Source organism: Nesterenkonia halophila (assembly GCF_009467795.1).
Lineage (GTDB): Bacteria > Actinomycetota > Actinomycetes > Actinomycetales > Micrococcaceae > Nesterenkonia > Nesterenkonia halobia.
Window position 1 is genome coordinate 100,643 of record NZ_WIAX01000001.1, and the last position, 14,836, is coordinate 115,478.

Genomic DNA, 14,836 nt, shown 5'->3' on the forward strand with positions numbered 1-14,836 from the left:
CATGCCCACCTTCACCGGTTCGATCGATCAGGAGCTGGCGCAGTACAGCGACCTGTTCATGCTCATCGCCGCGCTGATCTACACCGGCGCCTTCCTGATGTTCGCCCTGGACATCGCGCGCAGCTCGGTGACGATCCGGCGCCTGGAGGCCGACCTCGCCGCCGAGCAGGAGGCCGAGCGGGCCGAGCGCTCCGCACAGGTCCGGGCGACGGCGTCCGCCGGCGCGGGGTCCTCGGCGGCCGGGAGCGCCGGCGCCGGGGGCTTCGACGCCGAGGGATCCGGCGAGGCGCCGGGCGCCGTCGAAGCCTCCGCCGAGGATCTCGTCGACGACGAGATGACCTACACCGGCATCGCGCGTCCGCTGGCGAACGTGGCGGTGGCGCTGACCATCCTCGCCGCGCTGGCCCACGGATTCGCCGTCGGCGCCCGGGCGACGGCGGCCGGCCGCGTGCCCTGGGGCAACATGTACGAGTTCCTCACCACCGGCGCGCTCGTCGTCGCGGCGGTCTACCTGGTCTCGCTGCTGCGCAAGGATCTGCGATTCCTGGGGACCTTCGCCGTCGGCCTGGTCGTGGTGATGATGACTGCCGCGACCATCGGCTTCCCGACGCCGCTGGGCCATCTGCAGCCCTCGCTGCAGAGCCCGTGGATCGTCATCCACGTCTCCGTGGCGGTGTTCTCCATGGGGCTGTTCACGCTGACCTTCGCGATGAGCGTGCTGCAGCTGATCCAGCACCGCCGCGAGGCCAAGCGCGCCGCCGGGATGCTGTCCGACACCGGCGGCTGGCAGTTCATGCGCATGGTGCCCTCGGCGATGGCGCTGGAGAACCGGGCCTACCGGATCAACACCATCGGCTTCGTGACCTGGACGCTGACGCTGATCTTCGGCGCGATCTGGGCGGAGGAGGCCTGGGGCCGCTACTGGGGCTGGGACACCAAGGAGGTCTGGACCTTCGTGGTCTGGGTCGTCTATGCCGGATACCTGCACGCCCGCGCGACGCGCGGATGGACCGGCTCGCGCTCGGCCTGGCTGTCGATCATCGGCTTCGCCTGCGTGATCTTCAACTTCACCGTGGTCAACACGCTCTTCGCCGGCCTGCACTCCTACGCGGGCCTGCCGGAGTGAGATGCGCGGGCGCGCCGGAATGAGGGGCGCCGCTGCCTGCGAGCGCGGAGGCTGGTCAGGAGCTCGCCGGGCGACTAGCGTCGGGGATCCCGGATGAGAGGAGACCCGCATGACTGCGCGTGACGATCTCAGAGCACAGAAGGCGCTGCAGGGAGTCGACTTCCCGGCGTCCAAGGACGACCTCGTCGGCTATGCCGAGGAGCGCGACGTCGACGCCAAGTCGTTGCAGGCCCTGCGCGCGCTGCCCGATCAGCGATTCGAGAGCATGGACGACGTGGTCGAGGCCGTGCCCCAGGAGCCCGAGGGCCAGGACGCGCCGGGCGGCACGGAGCGCTGAGCCGTCCGACGACCCGACGCAGGGAAGGAGCACCACCCATGAACACCGACGACGTGACCGACCTGGTGCGCCGGCGTGGCGGGTACCCCTCCGAGGAAGAGGCCCGGCGGGTCACCACCGAGGTGCTGACCGTGCTGGGGAGCCGTGATCTGGGCGGAGAGGCCGCCCGCCTGGCGGCCCAGCTGCCGAGCGGATTCGCCGAGTTGCTGACCGATCCCGGGGAGGATGCCGGGCGGTTCGGCGAGGACGAGTTCATCGACCGTCTCCGGGGCCGGCTCGACCAGACCGCCGATCAGGCCCGCGACGCCGCGCATGCGGTGCTGTCCTCGATCGCCGAGACGGTCAGCGAGGGGGAGCGGACCGACTTCATGGCCGCCCTGCCCACGGACCTCTCCGGATACGCGCACTGGAGCTGACTCCGAGGCGACGGGCAGGTGAGCTGCGGGGCCGGTGCCGGCCCCGCGTCACTCACCCGCGCGGGCGGTCGTCCTCCGCGCCGCGGTCCGGTCCGACCGTGTTCCGGTCGCCCTGGTCCTCCGGGGCCCGACGGTCCTGTTCGGACTGCCGCGTATTCTGCGGCCGGACGTCGGCCGTGTGGTACTGCTCGGCCAGCGCGTCCTCGGCATCGGCGTCTGCCTGCTGCCGGGCCCCGGTCCTGCGGCGGCCGGAGACGATCGCGGCCAACTGCTCGCCGGCGGCCAGTCGCAGGCGGTTGAAGAAGAGATAGGCCACCGCCCAGGAGACCAGCAGTCCCACCAGGACCGCGAAGGGCAGCGTGAAGCGATCGAGCTGCAGGAACATGCACGCGGCGAAGACCACGCAGAAGGTCGCCAGACGGATCAGGGAGTATTTGAGGAGCGCCACCCCTCGATTGTAGGTCGCCGGCCCGCCGTCCGGCGCATCGGGCGGCCGCCGTGCGGTCCGACGTGGAGTGATGCGACCTGCGCCGATGAACTAAGGTGGCAGGTATGAGGCTGATCATTCCGCTCGGGATCGTGGGCCTCGGTCTGGTCATCTACAGCCTGATCGAGTGCATCCAGACCCCGCGCCATCGCCTGCGGGTGATGGGCAAGGCCGCGTGGCTCGCGGTCATCGTGCTCGTGCCGGTCATCGGCGCCGGCCTGTGGCTGGGCTTCGGCCGCCGCCGCGGCGACGCGGGCGCCGGCCCGACGGCGCCGAAGGGCGCTCCCGACGACGACCCGAACTTCCTGCGCACGTTGGAGGTCCAGCGCCGCCGGCGTCAGCGCGAGGAGGAGCTGCGCCGCAAGGAGCAGGAGCTCGAGGCCCGGGAGCGGCGGAAGAAGCCGGACGCCGACCGAGACGACGCCGACGGCGGCTCGCCGGCCGGCACGAACGGTCGGAGCGGCTCGGCCGGTTCTGCCGGCTCGGACGACACGGGCAGCACGGACGACTCCAGCGACGGCACCGACAACGCCGACAACACTGACGGCGCGGACGACGCCGATGACACCCCCGAGGCCCCGGGCTCGGACGCGCCGGACCAGCCCCGCTGACCGGGCCCGCTGACCCGGCGCCTTGACCGGGCCCGCGGTCGTCCGCGGAGCCGCCCGCGCTGCGGACTGCGGAGGCTCAGCCGAGCAGCAGCGCCGCCGAGTGCAGCGCGGCGAAGACCAGCCCGATCTGGCCGGTCAGCTGCAGCACGGTGATCAGCGCGCCGCCGGTGTGCCGGGCGGAGAGCATGATCCGCGCCGGGCCGAGGGCGAACGGCACGGCCAGCAGCACCAGCAGGAACCACAGGCTCTGCCCCAGCAGCGTCAGCGGCAGCAGCAGCGCCATGCCGGTCATCACCACGTAGCTCGCCCGGGCGGGACGCTCGCCCAGCCGTACCGCCAGCGTGCGCTTGCCGGATTCGCGGTCGGTGGGGATGTCGCGGACGTTGTTGGCCATCAGCAGCGCCGCGGCGATCAGCCCGTGGCTGACCGCTCCGACGACGGCGCCGGAGCTGAGCTGCTGGGCCATCGCCCAGGTGGTGCCCAGCGTCGCGGCCAGGCCGAAGAACAGGAAGACCATCACTTCGCCCAGGCCGAGGTAGCCGTAGGGCCTCGACCCGCCGGTGTACCACCAGGCCGCCAGCACGCAGACCACCCCGAGGCCGAGCATCCACCACTGCCCGGAGAGCACCACGATGACGAGCCCCGCCAGGGCCGCGACGCCGAAGCTGAGGAAGGCCGCGGCCTTCACCCGGCCCGGGGCCGCCGCACCGGTGGCGGTCAGCCGCATCGGGCCGACGCGCTCGTCGTCGGTGCCGCGGACGCCGTCGGAGTAGTCGTTGGCGTAGTTCACCCCGACCTGCAGCGCCAGCGCCACCACCAGGGCGAGCACGGCGATGAGCAGGTCGAAGGCTCCCAGCGCGGCGGCCGCGGCCGCGCCGATGACGACCGGGGCGACGGCCATCGGCAGCGTGCGCGGGCGGGCTCCGGCGATCCAGTCATGCGGGGCGGCCATGGGGCTCCTCCAGAGGGTACGAGGCGGACGGGGAGGCAGGACGAGGGCGGCTCACGGCCGGTCCTCGGCCAGGAGATCGAGCAGCCGGCGCCGGTCGGGCTTGCCGGTGGTCAGCAGCGGCAGCGCCGTCAGCACCTGCAGGCTCTTCGGGGCGGCGGCAGGGCCGAGGCGCTCGCGGACGGCGGCGCGCAGGGTCTCGAGGACCTCGTCAGTGCGCGAGGCTGCGCCCAGCACCACCGCCGCACGGACGGTCTGACCCCAGTCGCGGTCGGCGACGCCGCCGACGAAAGCGTCGGTCACCTCGGGATGCTCGAGCAGCACGGCCCGGACCTGCTCGGCGGAGACCTTCACCCCGCCGGTGATGATCACGTCGTCGAGGCGGCCGGTGATCGTCAGCCGCGGCACGCTCGAGGGGGTCGCACCCGACGGCGCCGGGTCGGCGGGAGTGCCCGCGGCGTCGGGGGCGAAGGTGCTCAGTGCGCCCAGGTCGTCGGTGCGGAAGCGGCGATGCCCGGTGGCCGGGTCGACGTCGAAGCGCTCGGCGCTCAGCGCGGCGTCGGCGTAGCCCAGTGCGACCATCTGGCCGGAGAGGCTGATCCGCCCGTCCGCGTCGGCGGAGACGCCGACGCCGGGCAGCGGGCGGCCGTCGTAGACGCAGCCGCCGCAGGTCTCGCTCATCCCGTAGGTGCGCACCACGCCGACCCCGGCCGCGTTCGCACGCTCGAGCAGCTCGTCCGAGGAAGCGCCGCCGCCGAGCAGGATCCTGTCGAAGCGGCGCAGCGCGGCCGTCGCGCGGTCGTGGCCGGCGTCGAGCAGCCGGGACAGCTGGGTGGGCACCAGGGAGACGAAGCGCCGCTCGGCGGTGAGCTGCTCGGCGGCGGCGGCGAAGCACTCGGGATCGGTGGTGCCGGTCAGCAGCGGCACCGGCGTCGTGCCGGCCACGAGGCTGCGGGAGAGCACCGCCAGGCCGGCGACGTAGCTGGGCTGCAGGGTGAGCAGCCACTGGCCGTGGCCGCCGAGCGCCTCGGCGGTGGCCTCGGCGGAGGCGCGCAGCGCGGCGGCGGAGAGCAGCGTCTGCTTCGGCGTGCCGGTGGAGCCGGATGTGCGCACGACGACGGCCGGGGGCTCGGTCGAGGCACCGGCGTCGGCTGTGCCGGGATCGGCGCGGGCGGCCGGATGCGGCAGGTCGAGCACATCGGGCCGCGGAGTCCAGTCCGCGGCGCCGTCGTCGTCGGCCGGGCGGAACTCCAGAGGTGCGGCGTCGCCGCGCAGGGCGGCGTCCAGGGCGTCGAGCGCCTGCGCCGTCCGGCGCTCTGCGGGGCCGGTCAGACTCATCGGCCGCGGGAGGAGTCGGCGGCGGCAGTCTCGGACCGCTCGGTGCCGAGCCGTCGGCAGACGTCCCGTCCGGTGCCCGACTCGCGGACTGGGCGGCGGGTGCGTGCTGCCCCCGAGGAGATCTCAGGCATGGCCCTCAGACTAGCATCGGCCTTCCGGCGAGGCCGTGCGGCGTGAGCTCGGCGACGCCTCACGCCGCACGGTCGCCCTGCTCAGGAGCGGGCGCCGAACTGTTCGGCCACTTGCTCGCCGATGGTGCCGATGATGTCCTCGTCGGCCGGGCTGAGCCGCTCGGCGGCCATGTCCGCCTGATGCCAGTGCGGGTAGATGACCTCCGGGCGGCTGACCCGGTCGATGGTCGACAGGTCCTCCGCAGTCAGCTGCAGCGCGGCATAGCCCAGCAGGTCCTCGAGCTGCTCGAGGCTGCGGGCGGCGACGGCGGCGTTGTGCACGCCGGGGCGGGTCAGCGTCCAGGCCAGGGCCACCTGCGGGATGGTGGCGCCGTCGTGCCGGCGGGCCACCTCCTCCAGCGCGTCGACGACGTCGTGGAGGCGACCCCAGTCCGGCACCCGCATCTCCGCGCCGGTGCCGTCATTCAGTCGGGAGGGCCCTTCGGGCTGCCCGCCTCGGCGCCACTTTCCGGTGAGCAGGCCCATGTTCAGCGGGCTCCACGGCTGGGTGGAGATGCCGGCGTCGAGCGCGGCGGGGATCTGCTCGTACTCGGCGGTGCGGGTGTAGGCGGAATAGAGGATCTGCTGGGAGACCGGCTTGATGAAGCCGTTGGCCTCGCAGACCCGCAGGGCCTTCTGCAGCTGCCAGCCCATGTAGTTGGAGACGCCGTAGTAGCGGATCTTCCCGGAGCGCACCAGGGTGTCCATCGTCTCCAGCGTCTCCTCCAGCGGGGTCTGGCCGTCCCACTGGTGCAGGTAGAAGAGGTCGATGTGGTCGCGGCCCAGCCGGGACAGCGAGCGGTCGACTTCGCGCAGCAGGTGCCAGCGGGAGGCGCCGCCGTCGTTGGGGCCGTCGCCGATCACCATGCGGGCCTTGGTGGTGATCAGGAAGTCCTCGGCGCAGTCGAGCTTCGTCAGGGCGTCGCCGACGACCTCCTCGGCCACGCCGTTCCCGTAGAGATTGGCCGTGTCGATCAGGTTGACCCCGGCCTCATGGGCGCGGGCCAGCATCCGGGCGGCGCCGTCGGCGTCGACGTCTCCCATGTGGGTGAGCTCCTCGCCGCGGCCGAAGGTCAGCGTGCCCAGGGTGATGGGGGAGACCCGCAGTCCGCAGGTGGGGGAGAGTTGGCGGTGGAACGGCTCGGATCCGGACGGTGCGTAGGGAGTCGGGGTGCTCACGAGGGTGCCTCCTGCTGATCGGCGGAGCGTGTCCACGAGCGAATCTATACCCTCGTCGCGCTGAACTGAATCGTTCTTCCGCGTCGATATGCGGATGCTGGCCTCGACCGTCCTCACCGGCACCGCCGGTAATACCATCGTGGTGTGGCCATGACGCTGCGGCTTCCGGAGGACATCGATCGTCAGCTCGACGAGCTGGCGAAGTCCAGCCATGTCTCCAAGCAGGCTCTGGTCATCCAGACCACGGAAGAGCTGCTCCGCCGCCGGGAGGCGCAGCGCAAGATCGACCGAGCTGTGGACGACACCTTCGAGCGCTACGGCGACGTGGTCGAGCGCCTCGCCGACGCCTGATGGAGCGTGTTGCGCTCGAAGGGGCCCCGCCGTCGTCGAGCGGCTGGGGTTCCACATCCGGGACGAAGGGCTGCTCGAGTCTGGTCTTGCCCGCCCCGTCACCACGGTCTTCGAGCGTCGCGCCTATCCCGGGCTGACGCTGGCCGCTGCGGCACAGAGCGAGTCGCTGGCGCGGAACCATGCCTCGGTGGACGGGAACAAGCGCAGCACGTTCTTTCTGCTGACCGTGTTCCTCTCGCTGAACGACGCGCAGCTCATCGCCGAGAATGATGCCGTCTTCGACTACATCGTCGCCCTCGCGCAGGGACAGCTGACTCTGGGGGATTGCGCCGCCTTCCTCGAGGCGACCATCCGGCGCGGGCCGTCGGCCTGAGGCTCTCGGCGGGCCGGACTCAGTAGTAGTGCGGGAAGTCGGCCCAGTTCGGCTCGCGCTTGGCCAGAAAGGCGTCGCGGCCCTCGACGGCCTCGTCGGTCATGTATCCCATGCGAGTGGCCTCGCCGGCGAAGACCTGCTGGCCCGCCATGCCGTCGTCGACGGCGTTGAACGCGAACTTCAGCATCCGCACCGCCTGCGGGGACTGGCGGGCGACGTCGTCGGCGTACTCCAGCGCGACCTCCTCCAGCCGCTCGTGGTCGACGGCCTCGTTGACCGCCCCGGCGGCGACCATGTCCTCGGCGGAGTGCTCGCGGGCCAGGAAGAAGATCTCGCGGGCCTTCTTCTGGCCGATCTGGCGGGCCAGCAGCGCCGAACCGTAGCCGGCGTCGAAGGAGCCCACCGTCGCATCGGTCTGCTTGAACTTCCCGTGCTGCCGCGAGGCGATGGTCAGGTCCGCGACGACGTGCAGCGAGTGTCCGCCGCCGGCCGCCCAGCCGTTGACGACGGCGACGACGACTTTGGGCATGGTGCGGATCAGCCGCTGCACCTCCAGGATGTGCAGTCGCCCGGCGCGGGCCGGATCGATCGTCTCGGCGGTCTCGCCGTCGGCGTAGTGGTAGCCGTCGCGGCCGCGGATGCGCTGGTCGCCGCCGGAGCAGAAGGAGTGCCCGCCGTCCTTCGGCGAGGGCCCGTTGCCGGTGAGCAGCACGGCGCCGACGTCGGGCGTCATCCGCGCGTGGTCCAGCGTGCGGTGCAGCTCGTCGACGGTGCCCGGGCGGAAGGCATTGCGCACCTCCGGGCGGTCGAAGGCGATGCGCACCGCCGGCAGATCGCGGAGGATGCGGCCGTCGGCGTCGCGCTCCACGCGGCGGTGGTAGGTGACGTCCTGCAGCTCGAAGCCCTCCACGCGGCGCCACTGCCACGGGTCGAAGAGGTCGGAGACCTGCTCGGGGAGCGGCGGGGTCGAGGCGGCAGAGTCCTGGCGGTCCTGGGTGTCCTGAGCGTCGGTCACGGATCCGAGTCTATCGCGGGTCGTCGCTGGCCCCTGTTCCGTCCGCGGTCCGCCGACCGTAGGGTGTGGGTATGAGAGACATTCCGGCCGACGGCGGTCTGGACCGCCTGCGCGAGCATTTCCGCCACTTCGCCGAGGTGGAGGCCGCACCGGTCTCGGTGCTCTACGAGGACTGGGGCCTCGGCGTCGCCGCCGACGACGAGATCCTCGAGCGGCTGCTCGCCCTGCCGGGGGACAAGCGGCAGGCGAATCTGCTCTTCGCCGCCGCCCGGCTGCACGGCACGCCGCTGAAGCCCTGGGCCGACGCCCGGGCCCAGGTGCTGGCCCGCTGGCACGACGTCGTCGAGACCATGCGGCTCCGGCGCACCCAGACCAACGAACCCGGGCGCAACGCGGTGACCAATCTGGCGCTGTCCCGCATCGAGGGGCCGGTCGCGCTGATCGAGGTCGGCGCCTCCGCTGGCCTGTGCCTCTACCCGGACGCCTGGACGTTCCGCTACGGCACGCCGGACGGGCCGGTCGAGCTGCTCCCGCGCGGACCGGTGACCACGGATCTGGAGATCGACTGCGGCCTGGAAGGCGTGGACCCGCCGAAGGCGCTGCCGGAGATCGTCTGGCGCGGCGGCGTCGACCTCAATCCGCTGGACCTGACCCGCGAGGAGGACCTCGCCTGGCTCGAGATGCTGGTCTGGCCGGGCATGGAGCACCGGCTCGAACGCATCGACGCCGGCGCGCAGCTGATCTCCGCCCGGCAGCCCGAGCTGGTCGGCGGCGACCTCAACGCCGAGCTGCCGGACCTGCTGGCCCGCGTGCCCGAGGGTGCCACCCCGGTGGTGATGCATTCGGCGGTGCTGGTCTACCTGTCGCCCGAGGAGCGACGGCGCTTCGTCGAGCAGGTGCGCGCGGCCGGGGCGCGCTGGATCAGCAACGAGGGCATCGGCGTCCTGCCGGAGATCGCCGAGCAGCTGCCCGAGGAGGACCGCGACGCGACCGGCTTCATCCTCGCGCTCGACGGCGAGCCGATCGCCCGGACCGGCCCGCACGGGCAGTACGCGCGGCAGCTGGTGCGCTGAGCGGGGTCGCGGCGGGTCGTGGGCCCGGGGTCAGGGCTTCCGGGCCAGGACGATGATCTCCGGGGAGTCGGTGTCGAGCTCCTCGCGGTCCCAGTCGCCCCAGAGCTGCTCGATCACGAAGCCGGCCTGCTCCAGGGAGTCGCGCAGCACCTCCAGCGGGCGAAAGCGCAGCGTCTCCTCCGTGGTGACGTGCCGGCCGTCGGGCAGGACCATGTGGCCGCGATGGGTGACCAGCGGGCCGTCGTCGTCCGCGCACTCGGCCTGCTCTCCGGCGACATCCTGTTCTCCTACGACACGGACCAGCTCGATCCACGAGTCGAAGGTCCCGCCGTCAGGGTGCTCCTGGGTCTCCCGGGTGTGCTCCTCATCCCAGACGTCGAGCTCCAGTCCGTCGGGATTGCGCGACTCGAAGGTCAGCGCGCCGCCGGGGACCAGCGCCCGATGCGCGTGGGCGAGGACCTCATCCCAGGCGGAGCGCTCCAGGAAGTACTGGGCGACGTGGCCCTCCATGAGCACGACGTCGGCGCTCGCCGTCGGCAGCCGGTCGGCGAAGCCGTGGTGCCAGGTCACCTGCTCGTCGAGCCCGGAGCCGGCGGTGCGCGCCTCGGCGGCGTCGATCATCGCCCGCGAGGGGTCCACGCCGGTGACCCGGATCCCGGCGGCGGCCAGCCGCAGCCCCAACACCCCGGTGCCGCAGCCGATGTCGGCGACGTGCGGGGCGCCGGCGGCGACGGTCTCGGCGGGTCCGCCGGACCACGCGCCGCCGTCGACCGACACCCCGACCAGCTCGCCGATCAGCTCGGCGTAGAAGTCGTGGTCCCAGCCGCCGGCGTTCTCGACGTCGTAGACCCGGACATAGTCGGGGTCCTCGGTCCAGGCGTGCTCGGGGAGAGGGGCGGGGGCGGCGTCGTCGGGCGCGCCGGCCGCCGTGCCGTCGTCGGCGAGATCCTCAGCCATCGTCCTCCTGCCGTGAGTGGTCACGAATGACCGGGTCTCGGGGTCGACACGCCGTGCGTCACCGTCAGAAGTGACCACTCAGCGTCCGGCATCCGCGGCCACACCCAGGTGGTGGGCGATGAAGGCGTAGTCCCAGGCGCGGTCCTTCCAGGCCTCGTACCGGCCGGAGGCGCCGCCGTGGCCGCCGTCCATCTCGATCTTGAACACGATCGGCGCCTCGCCCTGCTGGTGCTCGCGCAGCCGCTGCACCCACTTGGTCGGCTCCACGTAGAGCACACGGGTGTCGTGGAGCGAGGTCACCGCCGCGATCGCCGGGTAGGCGGTGTCGTGGACGTTCTCATACGGCGAGTAGGACTTCATGCACCAGTAGACGTCCTCGTCGGTGATCGGGTTGCCCCATTCCTCCCATTCGAGGGCCGAGAGCGGCAGGTCCGGATCCAGGATGGAGGTCAGGTTGTCCACGAAGGGCACCTGCGCGACGATCGCGACGTACTTCTCCGGAGCCATGTTCGCCACGGCGCCCATCAGCAGTCCGCCGGCTGAGCCGCCCCAGGCGGCGATCCGCTCGGGATCGGCCCAGCCGGTGGTCACCAGGTGGTCGGTGGCGGTGACGAAGTCGCGGAAGGTGTTGGGCTTGGCCAGCTTCTTGCCGTCCTCGTACCAGCCGCGGCCCAGCTCGCCGCCGCCGCGGACATGGGCGACGGCGACGACGATCCCGCGGTCCAGCAGCGACAGTCGGGGCACCGAGAAGGCCGGGTCCATGCTGACCTCGTAGGAGCCGTAGCCGATGACCAGCGTCGGGTGGGAGGAATCCGGTGTCACATCGCGGTGGTGCAGTACCGTCACCGGAACCTGGACCTGATCCCCGGAGGCGTCGACGTCGTCGGTGGGCGCCCAGATCCGTGTAGCGCGGTAGGCGTCGAGGTCGACGTCGTGCACCGGAGTCTCGCGGCGCAGGATCGGCTCCGGGGCGTCATCTCCGGGCGTCGGGTGAGGGATGTCGTAGATCCGCGGCGGGGTGAGCCAGGAACTGTGGACCACGCGGAACAGCGGGGCCTCGTAGCGGGCGGAGGCGAGGAAGCAGGTGTAGAGGTCCTCGTCGAAGCGCAGTCCGTCCAGCTGCGAGGTCGGCGTCGGGGTCGCGCCGTCACGGACGGCCCGCAGTGTGGCCAGCGGCAGGCGCTGGACCGACTCGATCGTGTCGCGCCGGGCGCTGACCAGCACCTCGGCGGCGGTGACGGCCACGCCCTCGAGCTTCACCGTCTCCTCATGCGGCAGCACGGTGGTGCCCAGATCCAGCGGCTCGTCCTCGGTCTGGGCGCGCAGCGTCGCGGCCGAGGTCAGCGAGAGCGCGTTGTTCGCGCCGGACTGGTTGTGCGTGATCAGCAGCAGTCGCTGCCCGTCGAGCTCGATCGGCTCCACTGTGTGCAGCAGCCGGCGGGCGGCGCTGATCAGCAGCTGCGGCTCGGCGTCGGGGTCGGTGAGGTCCAGCAGTCGGGACTCGTCGTATTCGGCGTTGCCGGAGATGATCAGCAGCTCGCGCTCGTCGGCGGAGGTCTCGATGCCGGTCCAGAGCTGCTCGTCGTCGATCTGCAGAAGCATCCGGTCGGTTCCGGCCGGAGTGCCGACAGTGTGGACCCAGAGCTGGTGGGGGCGCCAGGCGGCGTCGGCGACCATGTAGTAGGCGCGCTCGCCGGCCGGGTCCAGCACCGGGCCGCCGTGGACGTTGTCCACCGCCTCGTCCAGCGTCTCGCCGGTGCTCAGGTCGCGGAAGCGCAGCGTGTGGTGCTCGTCGCCGGAGGTGTCCTCGCTGTAGGCCAGCAGGCGTCCGGCCTGGTCACGAGTCATGCCGCCGAGCTGGTAGAAGGGGTGCTTCGCCGCCTCGGCATTGGTGTCGAAGTAGGTCTCCTCGCCGGCCAGCGAGACGCCGGGCTCGACCTCCGGCGGCGTCCAGGCCGACAGCCCGCCGTCGTCGGGCGCGGCAGGCACGCGGCAGAAGACCGGGTGCTGCTCGCCCTCGATGGTGCGGGTGAAGTACCACCAGTCGCCCTGCCGCGAGGGCACGGACAGGTCCGTCTCGACAGTGCGGTGCTTGGTCTCGGCGAAGAACGCGTCACGCAGCGACTGCTGGTCGGCGGTGACGGCCTCCGTGTAGGCGTTCTCGGCGTGCAGGTGGTCGAGGACCTCCTGCGACTCCTTGTCCCGGAGCCACTCGTACGGATCGACGACAGTGTCGCCGTGGTGGGTGCGCTCGACGGGGACCTGCGTCGCCTGCGGGGGAGTGGGGGCGTCAGACATGGCTCCATTCAATCAGGTGGAGCGGCGCCGCCTCCGATCCGTCGCCTGCCGTCGGCGACGTCCAGCCGGGCGCGGGCGACGACGACGGCCAAGTGGGCGCCGGTGTCGGCCCCGACTTTGTCCATCGCGCGGCGGACGGTGGACTTCACCGTGCTGGGGGAGAGGTACAGCGTCTCGGCGATGTCCTGATAGGTCCTGCCGTCACCGATGAGGCTGGCCACCTGGAGCTCGCGGTCGGCGAGTCCGGCGACCTGGTGGCGCGCGTCCTGGCACACCTGGTCGGTGGTCGGGGTGACATAGCTGGCGATCAGCCGGGAGGTCATGGCCGGCGAGATCATCGGGTCGCCGTCGTGGGCCATGCGGATCGCCGTGGCCAACAGGTCCGGGGCGTCGTTCTTCAGCAGGAAGCCCGTGGCCCCGGCGTCGAGGGCCCCGCGCAGGTAGTGGTCGGTGTCGAAGCTGGTCACCGCCAGCACGGCCGGCGGGGTCAGCTGTCTGCGGAGCCGACGAGTGGTCTCGACCCCGTCCATGGTGCCGCGCAGGTGCAGGTCCATCAGGACGACGTCGGGCTGGTGGGCCCGGACCGCCTCCACGGCCTCCTGCCCGGTGCCGGCGGTGCCGAGGACGCTGACATCCTCCTCCGGCACCAGGATGTTCTGCAGCGCGCCGAGGACCAGGGGGTCGTCGTCGACTGCCACCACGGAGATCTGCACCCCGACAGACTACCAACGCGGCGGTGGCCGGCGCCGCGTTGGTAGGCCGGCCCCGGGCCCGGCTCAGGCGTCGGCGTCGTCCGCCGCCCATGGCAGGTGCACAGTGAGCGTGAACAGGTCGTCGGCGTGCTGGACCTCCGCCGTGCCGCCCAGCAGCTGAGCCCGTTCCCGGATGCCGGTCAGTCCGGTGCCGGAGCCTGCGGTGAAGCCGGCCGAGTCCGCGGTGCGGTTGCTGACCCGCAGGTCGATGCCGCGGCCGGGGGAGCCGGCGATGCTGACCTCCGCCGCACGATCGCTGCCGTGGCGGAGGACGTTGGTCAGCGCCTCTCCGATGATGCGCCGGACGGTGTGCTGCAGGGCGTGGGGCGCGGCCGAGTAGCCGTCCACCAGGACGAAGGGACGCACCTGGATCCCCTGGGAGGAAGCTTCCTCGAAGAGCGCCTGCAGATCGGCGATCCCCTGGGGCGAGGGAGCGGGAGCGTCGTCGTCGGCCCCGCCCTCGCGCAGCGAGGTCAGCAGGGTGCGAAGATTGGTGAGCGCCTGGTCCGCGTAGTCGCGGGTGGTGCGCAGCCCTTCGCGGAGCTGGGGATCCGGGGTGGTCTGGACGGCCTTCTCCAGCCCGCCCACGTGCAGGGAGAGCCCGGAGAGGTCGGAGGCGAGGGTGTCGTGCACCTCCCGGGCCAGCTCGTCGCGCTCTCGCCGGCGGGTCAGCTGCTCGGAGAGCTGTTCGCTGGTGTGCTCGGCGGCGCGGGCCTGGGCCTCGGCGGCCTCGGCCGAGCGGCGCTGCCGGGTCCACAGAGAGATGCCCAGCACCAGGCCGAGGCACAGCACCGTCAGCGCGACGACGGTGATCTGCCCGGTGCGTCGATGCTCCTCATCCGCCCAGCTGGAGAGCGCGTGCAGGTGCAGGCCCGCGCTGATCAGGATCACCGCGATCCCGGCCGCCGCGACCGCCCAGTGCCACCGGCGGCGAGCCCGGACGATCCATACCGTCAGCCCCACGGCCAGCACGAAGGGATCCAGGCCCAGCAGCAGCGCGGCGACGGTGCCGGCGAGCATCGGCACCAGCGGGGCCCGCCGGTAGAGGGGCAGGGTGAGCAGCGCCAGCATGCCCAGCCCGGCCATGACGGCGCCGACGTCCGTGGCCTCCCCGGTGGCGGGGTCGGCCAGGGCGGGATCCGTCATCGTCGCTGACACCAGGATCAGCAGGCCGACGATGATCATCGTGAGCACGATGAGGCCGGAGACGACGGCGCGCGCGGTCCGGGGCCAGGTTCGGGGGAGCATTCCGCCAGTGTAATGAGGGTCCCCCGCCGGTCGGAGACCGGATCGGGGCGCGGATTCTGCCCGATCGGGCATGCTGCTCGGCCCGATCCGGCGTTCCGCGGCGGGTCGGGGGTCGGAGAGGCTCGTGAGAGCACATCGACGTGCATCACTCGCAGA

At 72.1% G+C, this 14,836-nt stretch carries 17 protein-coding genes; 7 read left to right on the forward strand and 10 right to left on the reverse strand.

Annotated features, from left to right (window positions below; all coding sequences use genetic code 11):
• Nucleotide 1 precedes the first annotated feature (1 nt).
• The 3 genes from ccsB to GCL72_RS00500 all read left to right on the forward strand — a co-directional run bounded on the left by ccsB (nucleotide 2) and on the right by GCL72_RS00500 (nucleotide 1,879).
• A complete protein-coding gene (gene ccsB, locus GCL72_RS00490; RefSeq protein ID WP_153142745.1) occupies nucleotides 2-1,126 on the forward strand; it encodes a c-type cytochrome biogenesis protein CcsB in 1,125 nt (374 codons plus the stop codon).
• 109 nt (nucleotides 1,127-1,235) lie between these two features.
• Nucleotides 1,236-1,463 (forward strand): DUF2795 domain-containing protein, encoded by a 228-nt coding sequence (locus tag GCL72_RS00495; RefSeq protein ID WP_153142746.1) that lies wholly within the window; start codon nucleotides 1,236-1,238, stop codon nucleotides 1,461-1,463.
• 38 nt (nucleotides 1,464-1,501) lie between these two features.
• A complete protein-coding gene (locus GCL72_RS00500) occupies nucleotides 1,502-1,879 on the forward strand; it encodes a DUF2267 domain-containing protein (RefSeq protein ID WP_153142747.1) in 378 nt (125 codons plus the stop codon).
• A 52-nt stretch (nucleotides 1,880-1,931) separates the two neighbouring features.
• Here the strand turns inward: GCL72_RS00500 and GCL72_RS00505 are convergent, their stop codons facing one another.
• Nucleotides 1,932-2,327: a DUF4229 domain-containing protein gene (locus GCL72_RS00505; protein ID WP_170289513.1), complete on the reverse strand. Its 396-nt coding sequence runs from the start codon at nucleotides 2,325-2,327 to the stop codon at nucleotides 1,932-1,934.
• A 104-nt stretch (nucleotides 2,328-2,431) separates the two neighbouring features.
• On the opposite strand from GCL72_RS00505, the gene GCL72_RS00510 reads away from it, so the two are divergent.
• Nucleotides 2,432-2,977: a PLD nuclease N-terminal domain-containing protein gene (locus GCL72_RS00510; RefSeq protein ID WP_153142749.1), complete on the forward strand. Its 546-nt coding sequence runs from the start codon at nucleotides 2,432-2,434 to the stop codon at nucleotides 2,975-2,977.
• Nucleotides 2,978-3,053: 76 nt separating this feature from the next.
• Here the strand turns inward: GCL72_RS00510 and GCL72_RS00515 are convergent, their stop codons facing one another.
• The 4 genes from GCL72_RS00515 to GCL72_RS00525 form a co-directional block, all read right to left on the reverse strand.
• Complete coding sequence (locus GCL72_RS00515) at nucleotides 3,054-3,929, reverse strand: 1,4-dihydroxy-2-naphthoate polyprenyltransferase (RefSeq protein WP_153142750.1); 876 nt, start codon at nucleotides 3,927-3,929, stop codon at nucleotides 3,054-3,056.
• Between the two features lie 51 nt (nucleotides 3,930-3,980).
• Nucleotides 3,981-5,264, reverse strand: coding sequence for an AMP-binding protein (locus tag GCL72_RS00520; RefSeq protein ID WP_153142751.1), 1,284 nt, complete (start codon nucleotides 5,262-5,264; stop codon nucleotides 3,981-3,983).
• Complete coding sequence (locus GCL72_RS09910) at nucleotides 5,261-5,395, reverse strand: hypothetical protein (RefSeq protein WP_281347417.1); 135 nt, start codon at nucleotides 5,393-5,395, stop codon at nucleotides 5,261-5,263. Before GCL72_RS09910 ends, GCL72_RS00520 begins: the two co-directional genes overlap by 4 nt.
• Nucleotides 5,396-5,476: 81 nt before the next feature.
• The gene (locus GCL72_RS00525) at nucleotides 5,477-6,613 is read right to left on the reverse strand and encodes an aldo/keto reductase (protein WP_153142752.1); all 1,137 of its coding nucleotides are present in this window, start codon (nucleotides 6,611-6,613) and stop codon (nucleotides 5,477-5,479) included.
• Nucleotides 6,614-6,757: 144 nt separating this feature from the next.
• Here GCL72_RS00525 and GCL72_RS00530 point away from each other — a divergent pair, with 144 nt between their 5' ends.
• Together GCL72_RS00530 and GCL72_RS09945 are read left to right on the forward strand one after the other, a co-directional pair.
• Complete coding sequence (locus GCL72_RS00530) at nucleotides 6,758-6,964, forward strand: hypothetical protein (RefSeq protein WP_153142753.1); 207 nt, start codon at nucleotides 6,758-6,760, stop codon at nucleotides 6,962-6,964.
• A 55-nt stretch (nucleotides 6,965-7,019) separates the two neighbouring features.
• Nucleotides 7,020-7,337, forward strand: coding sequence for a type II toxin-antitoxin system death-on-curing family toxin (locus GCL72_RS09945; RefSeq protein WP_343030134.1), 318 nt, complete (start codon nucleotides 7,020-7,022; stop codon nucleotides 7,335-7,337).
• 19 nt (nucleotides 7,338-7,356) lie between these two features.
• Here the strand turns inward: GCL72_RS09945 and GCL72_RS00540 are convergent, their stop codons facing one another.
• Nucleotides 7,357-8,352, reverse strand: a complete 996-nt coding sequence (locus tag GCL72_RS00540) for a 1,4-dihydroxy-2-naphthoyl-CoA synthase (protein WP_153142755.1) — start codon at nucleotides 8,350-8,352, stop codon at nucleotides 7,357-7,359.
• A 71-nt stretch (nucleotides 8,353-8,423) separates the two neighbouring features.
• Between GCL72_RS00540 and GCL72_RS00545 the strand changes: the two genes are divergently transcribed.
• Nucleotides 8,424-9,425, forward strand: a complete 1,002-nt coding sequence (locus GCL72_RS00545; protein ID WP_153142756.1) for a DUF2332 domain-containing protein — start codon at nucleotides 8,424-8,426, stop codon at nucleotides 9,423-9,425.
• Nucleotides 9,426-9,455: 30 nt separating this feature from the next.
• On the opposite strand, the gene GCL72_RS00550 is transcribed toward GCL72_RS00545, so the two are convergent.
• From GCL72_RS00550 to GCL72_RS00565, 4 genes are all read right to left on the reverse strand, one after another.
• Nucleotides 9,456-10,382, reverse strand: a complete 927-nt coding sequence (locus GCL72_RS00550) for a class I SAM-dependent methyltransferase (RefSeq protein WP_153142757.1) — start codon at nucleotides 10,380-10,382, stop codon at nucleotides 9,456-9,458.
• 78 nt (nucleotides 10,383-10,460) lie between these two features.
• Nucleotides 10,461-12,680, reverse strand: a complete 2,220-nt coding sequence (locus GCL72_RS00555; RefSeq protein WP_153142758.1) for a S9 family peptidase — start codon at nucleotides 12,678-12,680, stop codon at nucleotides 10,461-10,463.
• A gap of 8 nt (nucleotides 12,681-12,688) precedes the next feature.
• Nucleotides 12,689-13,393, reverse strand: coding sequence for a response regulator transcription factor (locus tag GCL72_RS00560; protein ID WP_153142759.1), 705 nt, complete (start codon nucleotides 13,391-13,393; stop codon nucleotides 12,689-12,691).
• Between the two features lie 63 nt (nucleotides 13,394-13,456).
• The gene (locus GCL72_RS00565; RefSeq protein ID WP_170289514.1) at nucleotides 13,457-14,680 is read right to left on the reverse strand and encodes a sensor histidine kinase; all 1,224 of its coding nucleotides are present in this window, start codon (nucleotides 14,678-14,680) and stop codon (nucleotides 13,457-13,459) included.
• Between the last annotated feature and the right edge of the window lie 156 nt (nucleotides 14,681-14,836).

Excerpts from the sequence above, each read along its gene's own strand:
- ccsB (WP_153142745.1), top strand. The coding sequence starts at position 2 with ATGCCCACCTTCACCGGTTCGATCGATCAGGAGCTGGCGCAGTACAGC.
- GCL72_RS00495 (WP_153142746.1), top strand. The coding sequence starts at position 1,236 with ATGACTGCGCGTGACGATCTCAGAGCACAGAAGGCGCTGCAGGGAGTC.
- GCL72_RS00500 (WP_153142747.1), top strand. The coding sequence starts at position 1,502 with ATGAACACCGACGACGTGACCGACCTGGTGCGCCGGCGTGGCGGGTAC.
- GCL72_RS00510 (WP_153142749.1), top strand. The coding sequence starts at position 2,432 with ATGAGGCTGATCATTCCGCTCGGGATCGTGGGCCTCGGTCTGGTCATC.
- GCL72_RS00515 (WP_153142750.1), bottom strand. The coding sequence starts at position 3,929 with ATGGCCGCCCCGCATGACTGGATCGCCGGAGCCCGCCCGCGCACGCTG.
- GCL72_RS00520 (WP_153142751.1), bottom strand. The coding sequence starts at position 5,264 with ATGAGTCTGACCGGCCCCGCAGAGCGCCGGACGGCGCAGGCGCTCGAC.
- GCL72_RS09910 (WP_281347417.1), bottom strand. The coding sequence starts at position 5,395 with ATGCCTGAGATCTCCTCGGGGGCAGCACGCACCCGCCGCCCAGTCCGC.
- GCL72_RS00545 (WP_153142756.1), top strand. The coding sequence starts at position 8,424 with ATGAGAGACATTCCGGCCGACGGCGGTCTGGACCGCCTGCGCGAGCAT.
- GCL72_RS00550 (WP_153142757.1), bottom strand. The coding sequence starts at position 10,382 with ATGGCTGAGGATCTCGCCGACGACGGCACGGCGGCCGGCGCGCCCGAC.
- GCL72_RS00555 (WP_153142758.1), bottom strand. The coding sequence starts at position 12,680 with ATGTCTGACGCCCCCACTCCCCCGCAGGCGACGCAGGTCCCCGTCGAG.
- GCL72_RS00565 (WP_170289514.1), bottom strand. The coding sequence starts at position 14,680 with ATGCTCCCCCGAACCTGGCCCCGGACCGCGCGCGCCGTCGTCTCCGGC.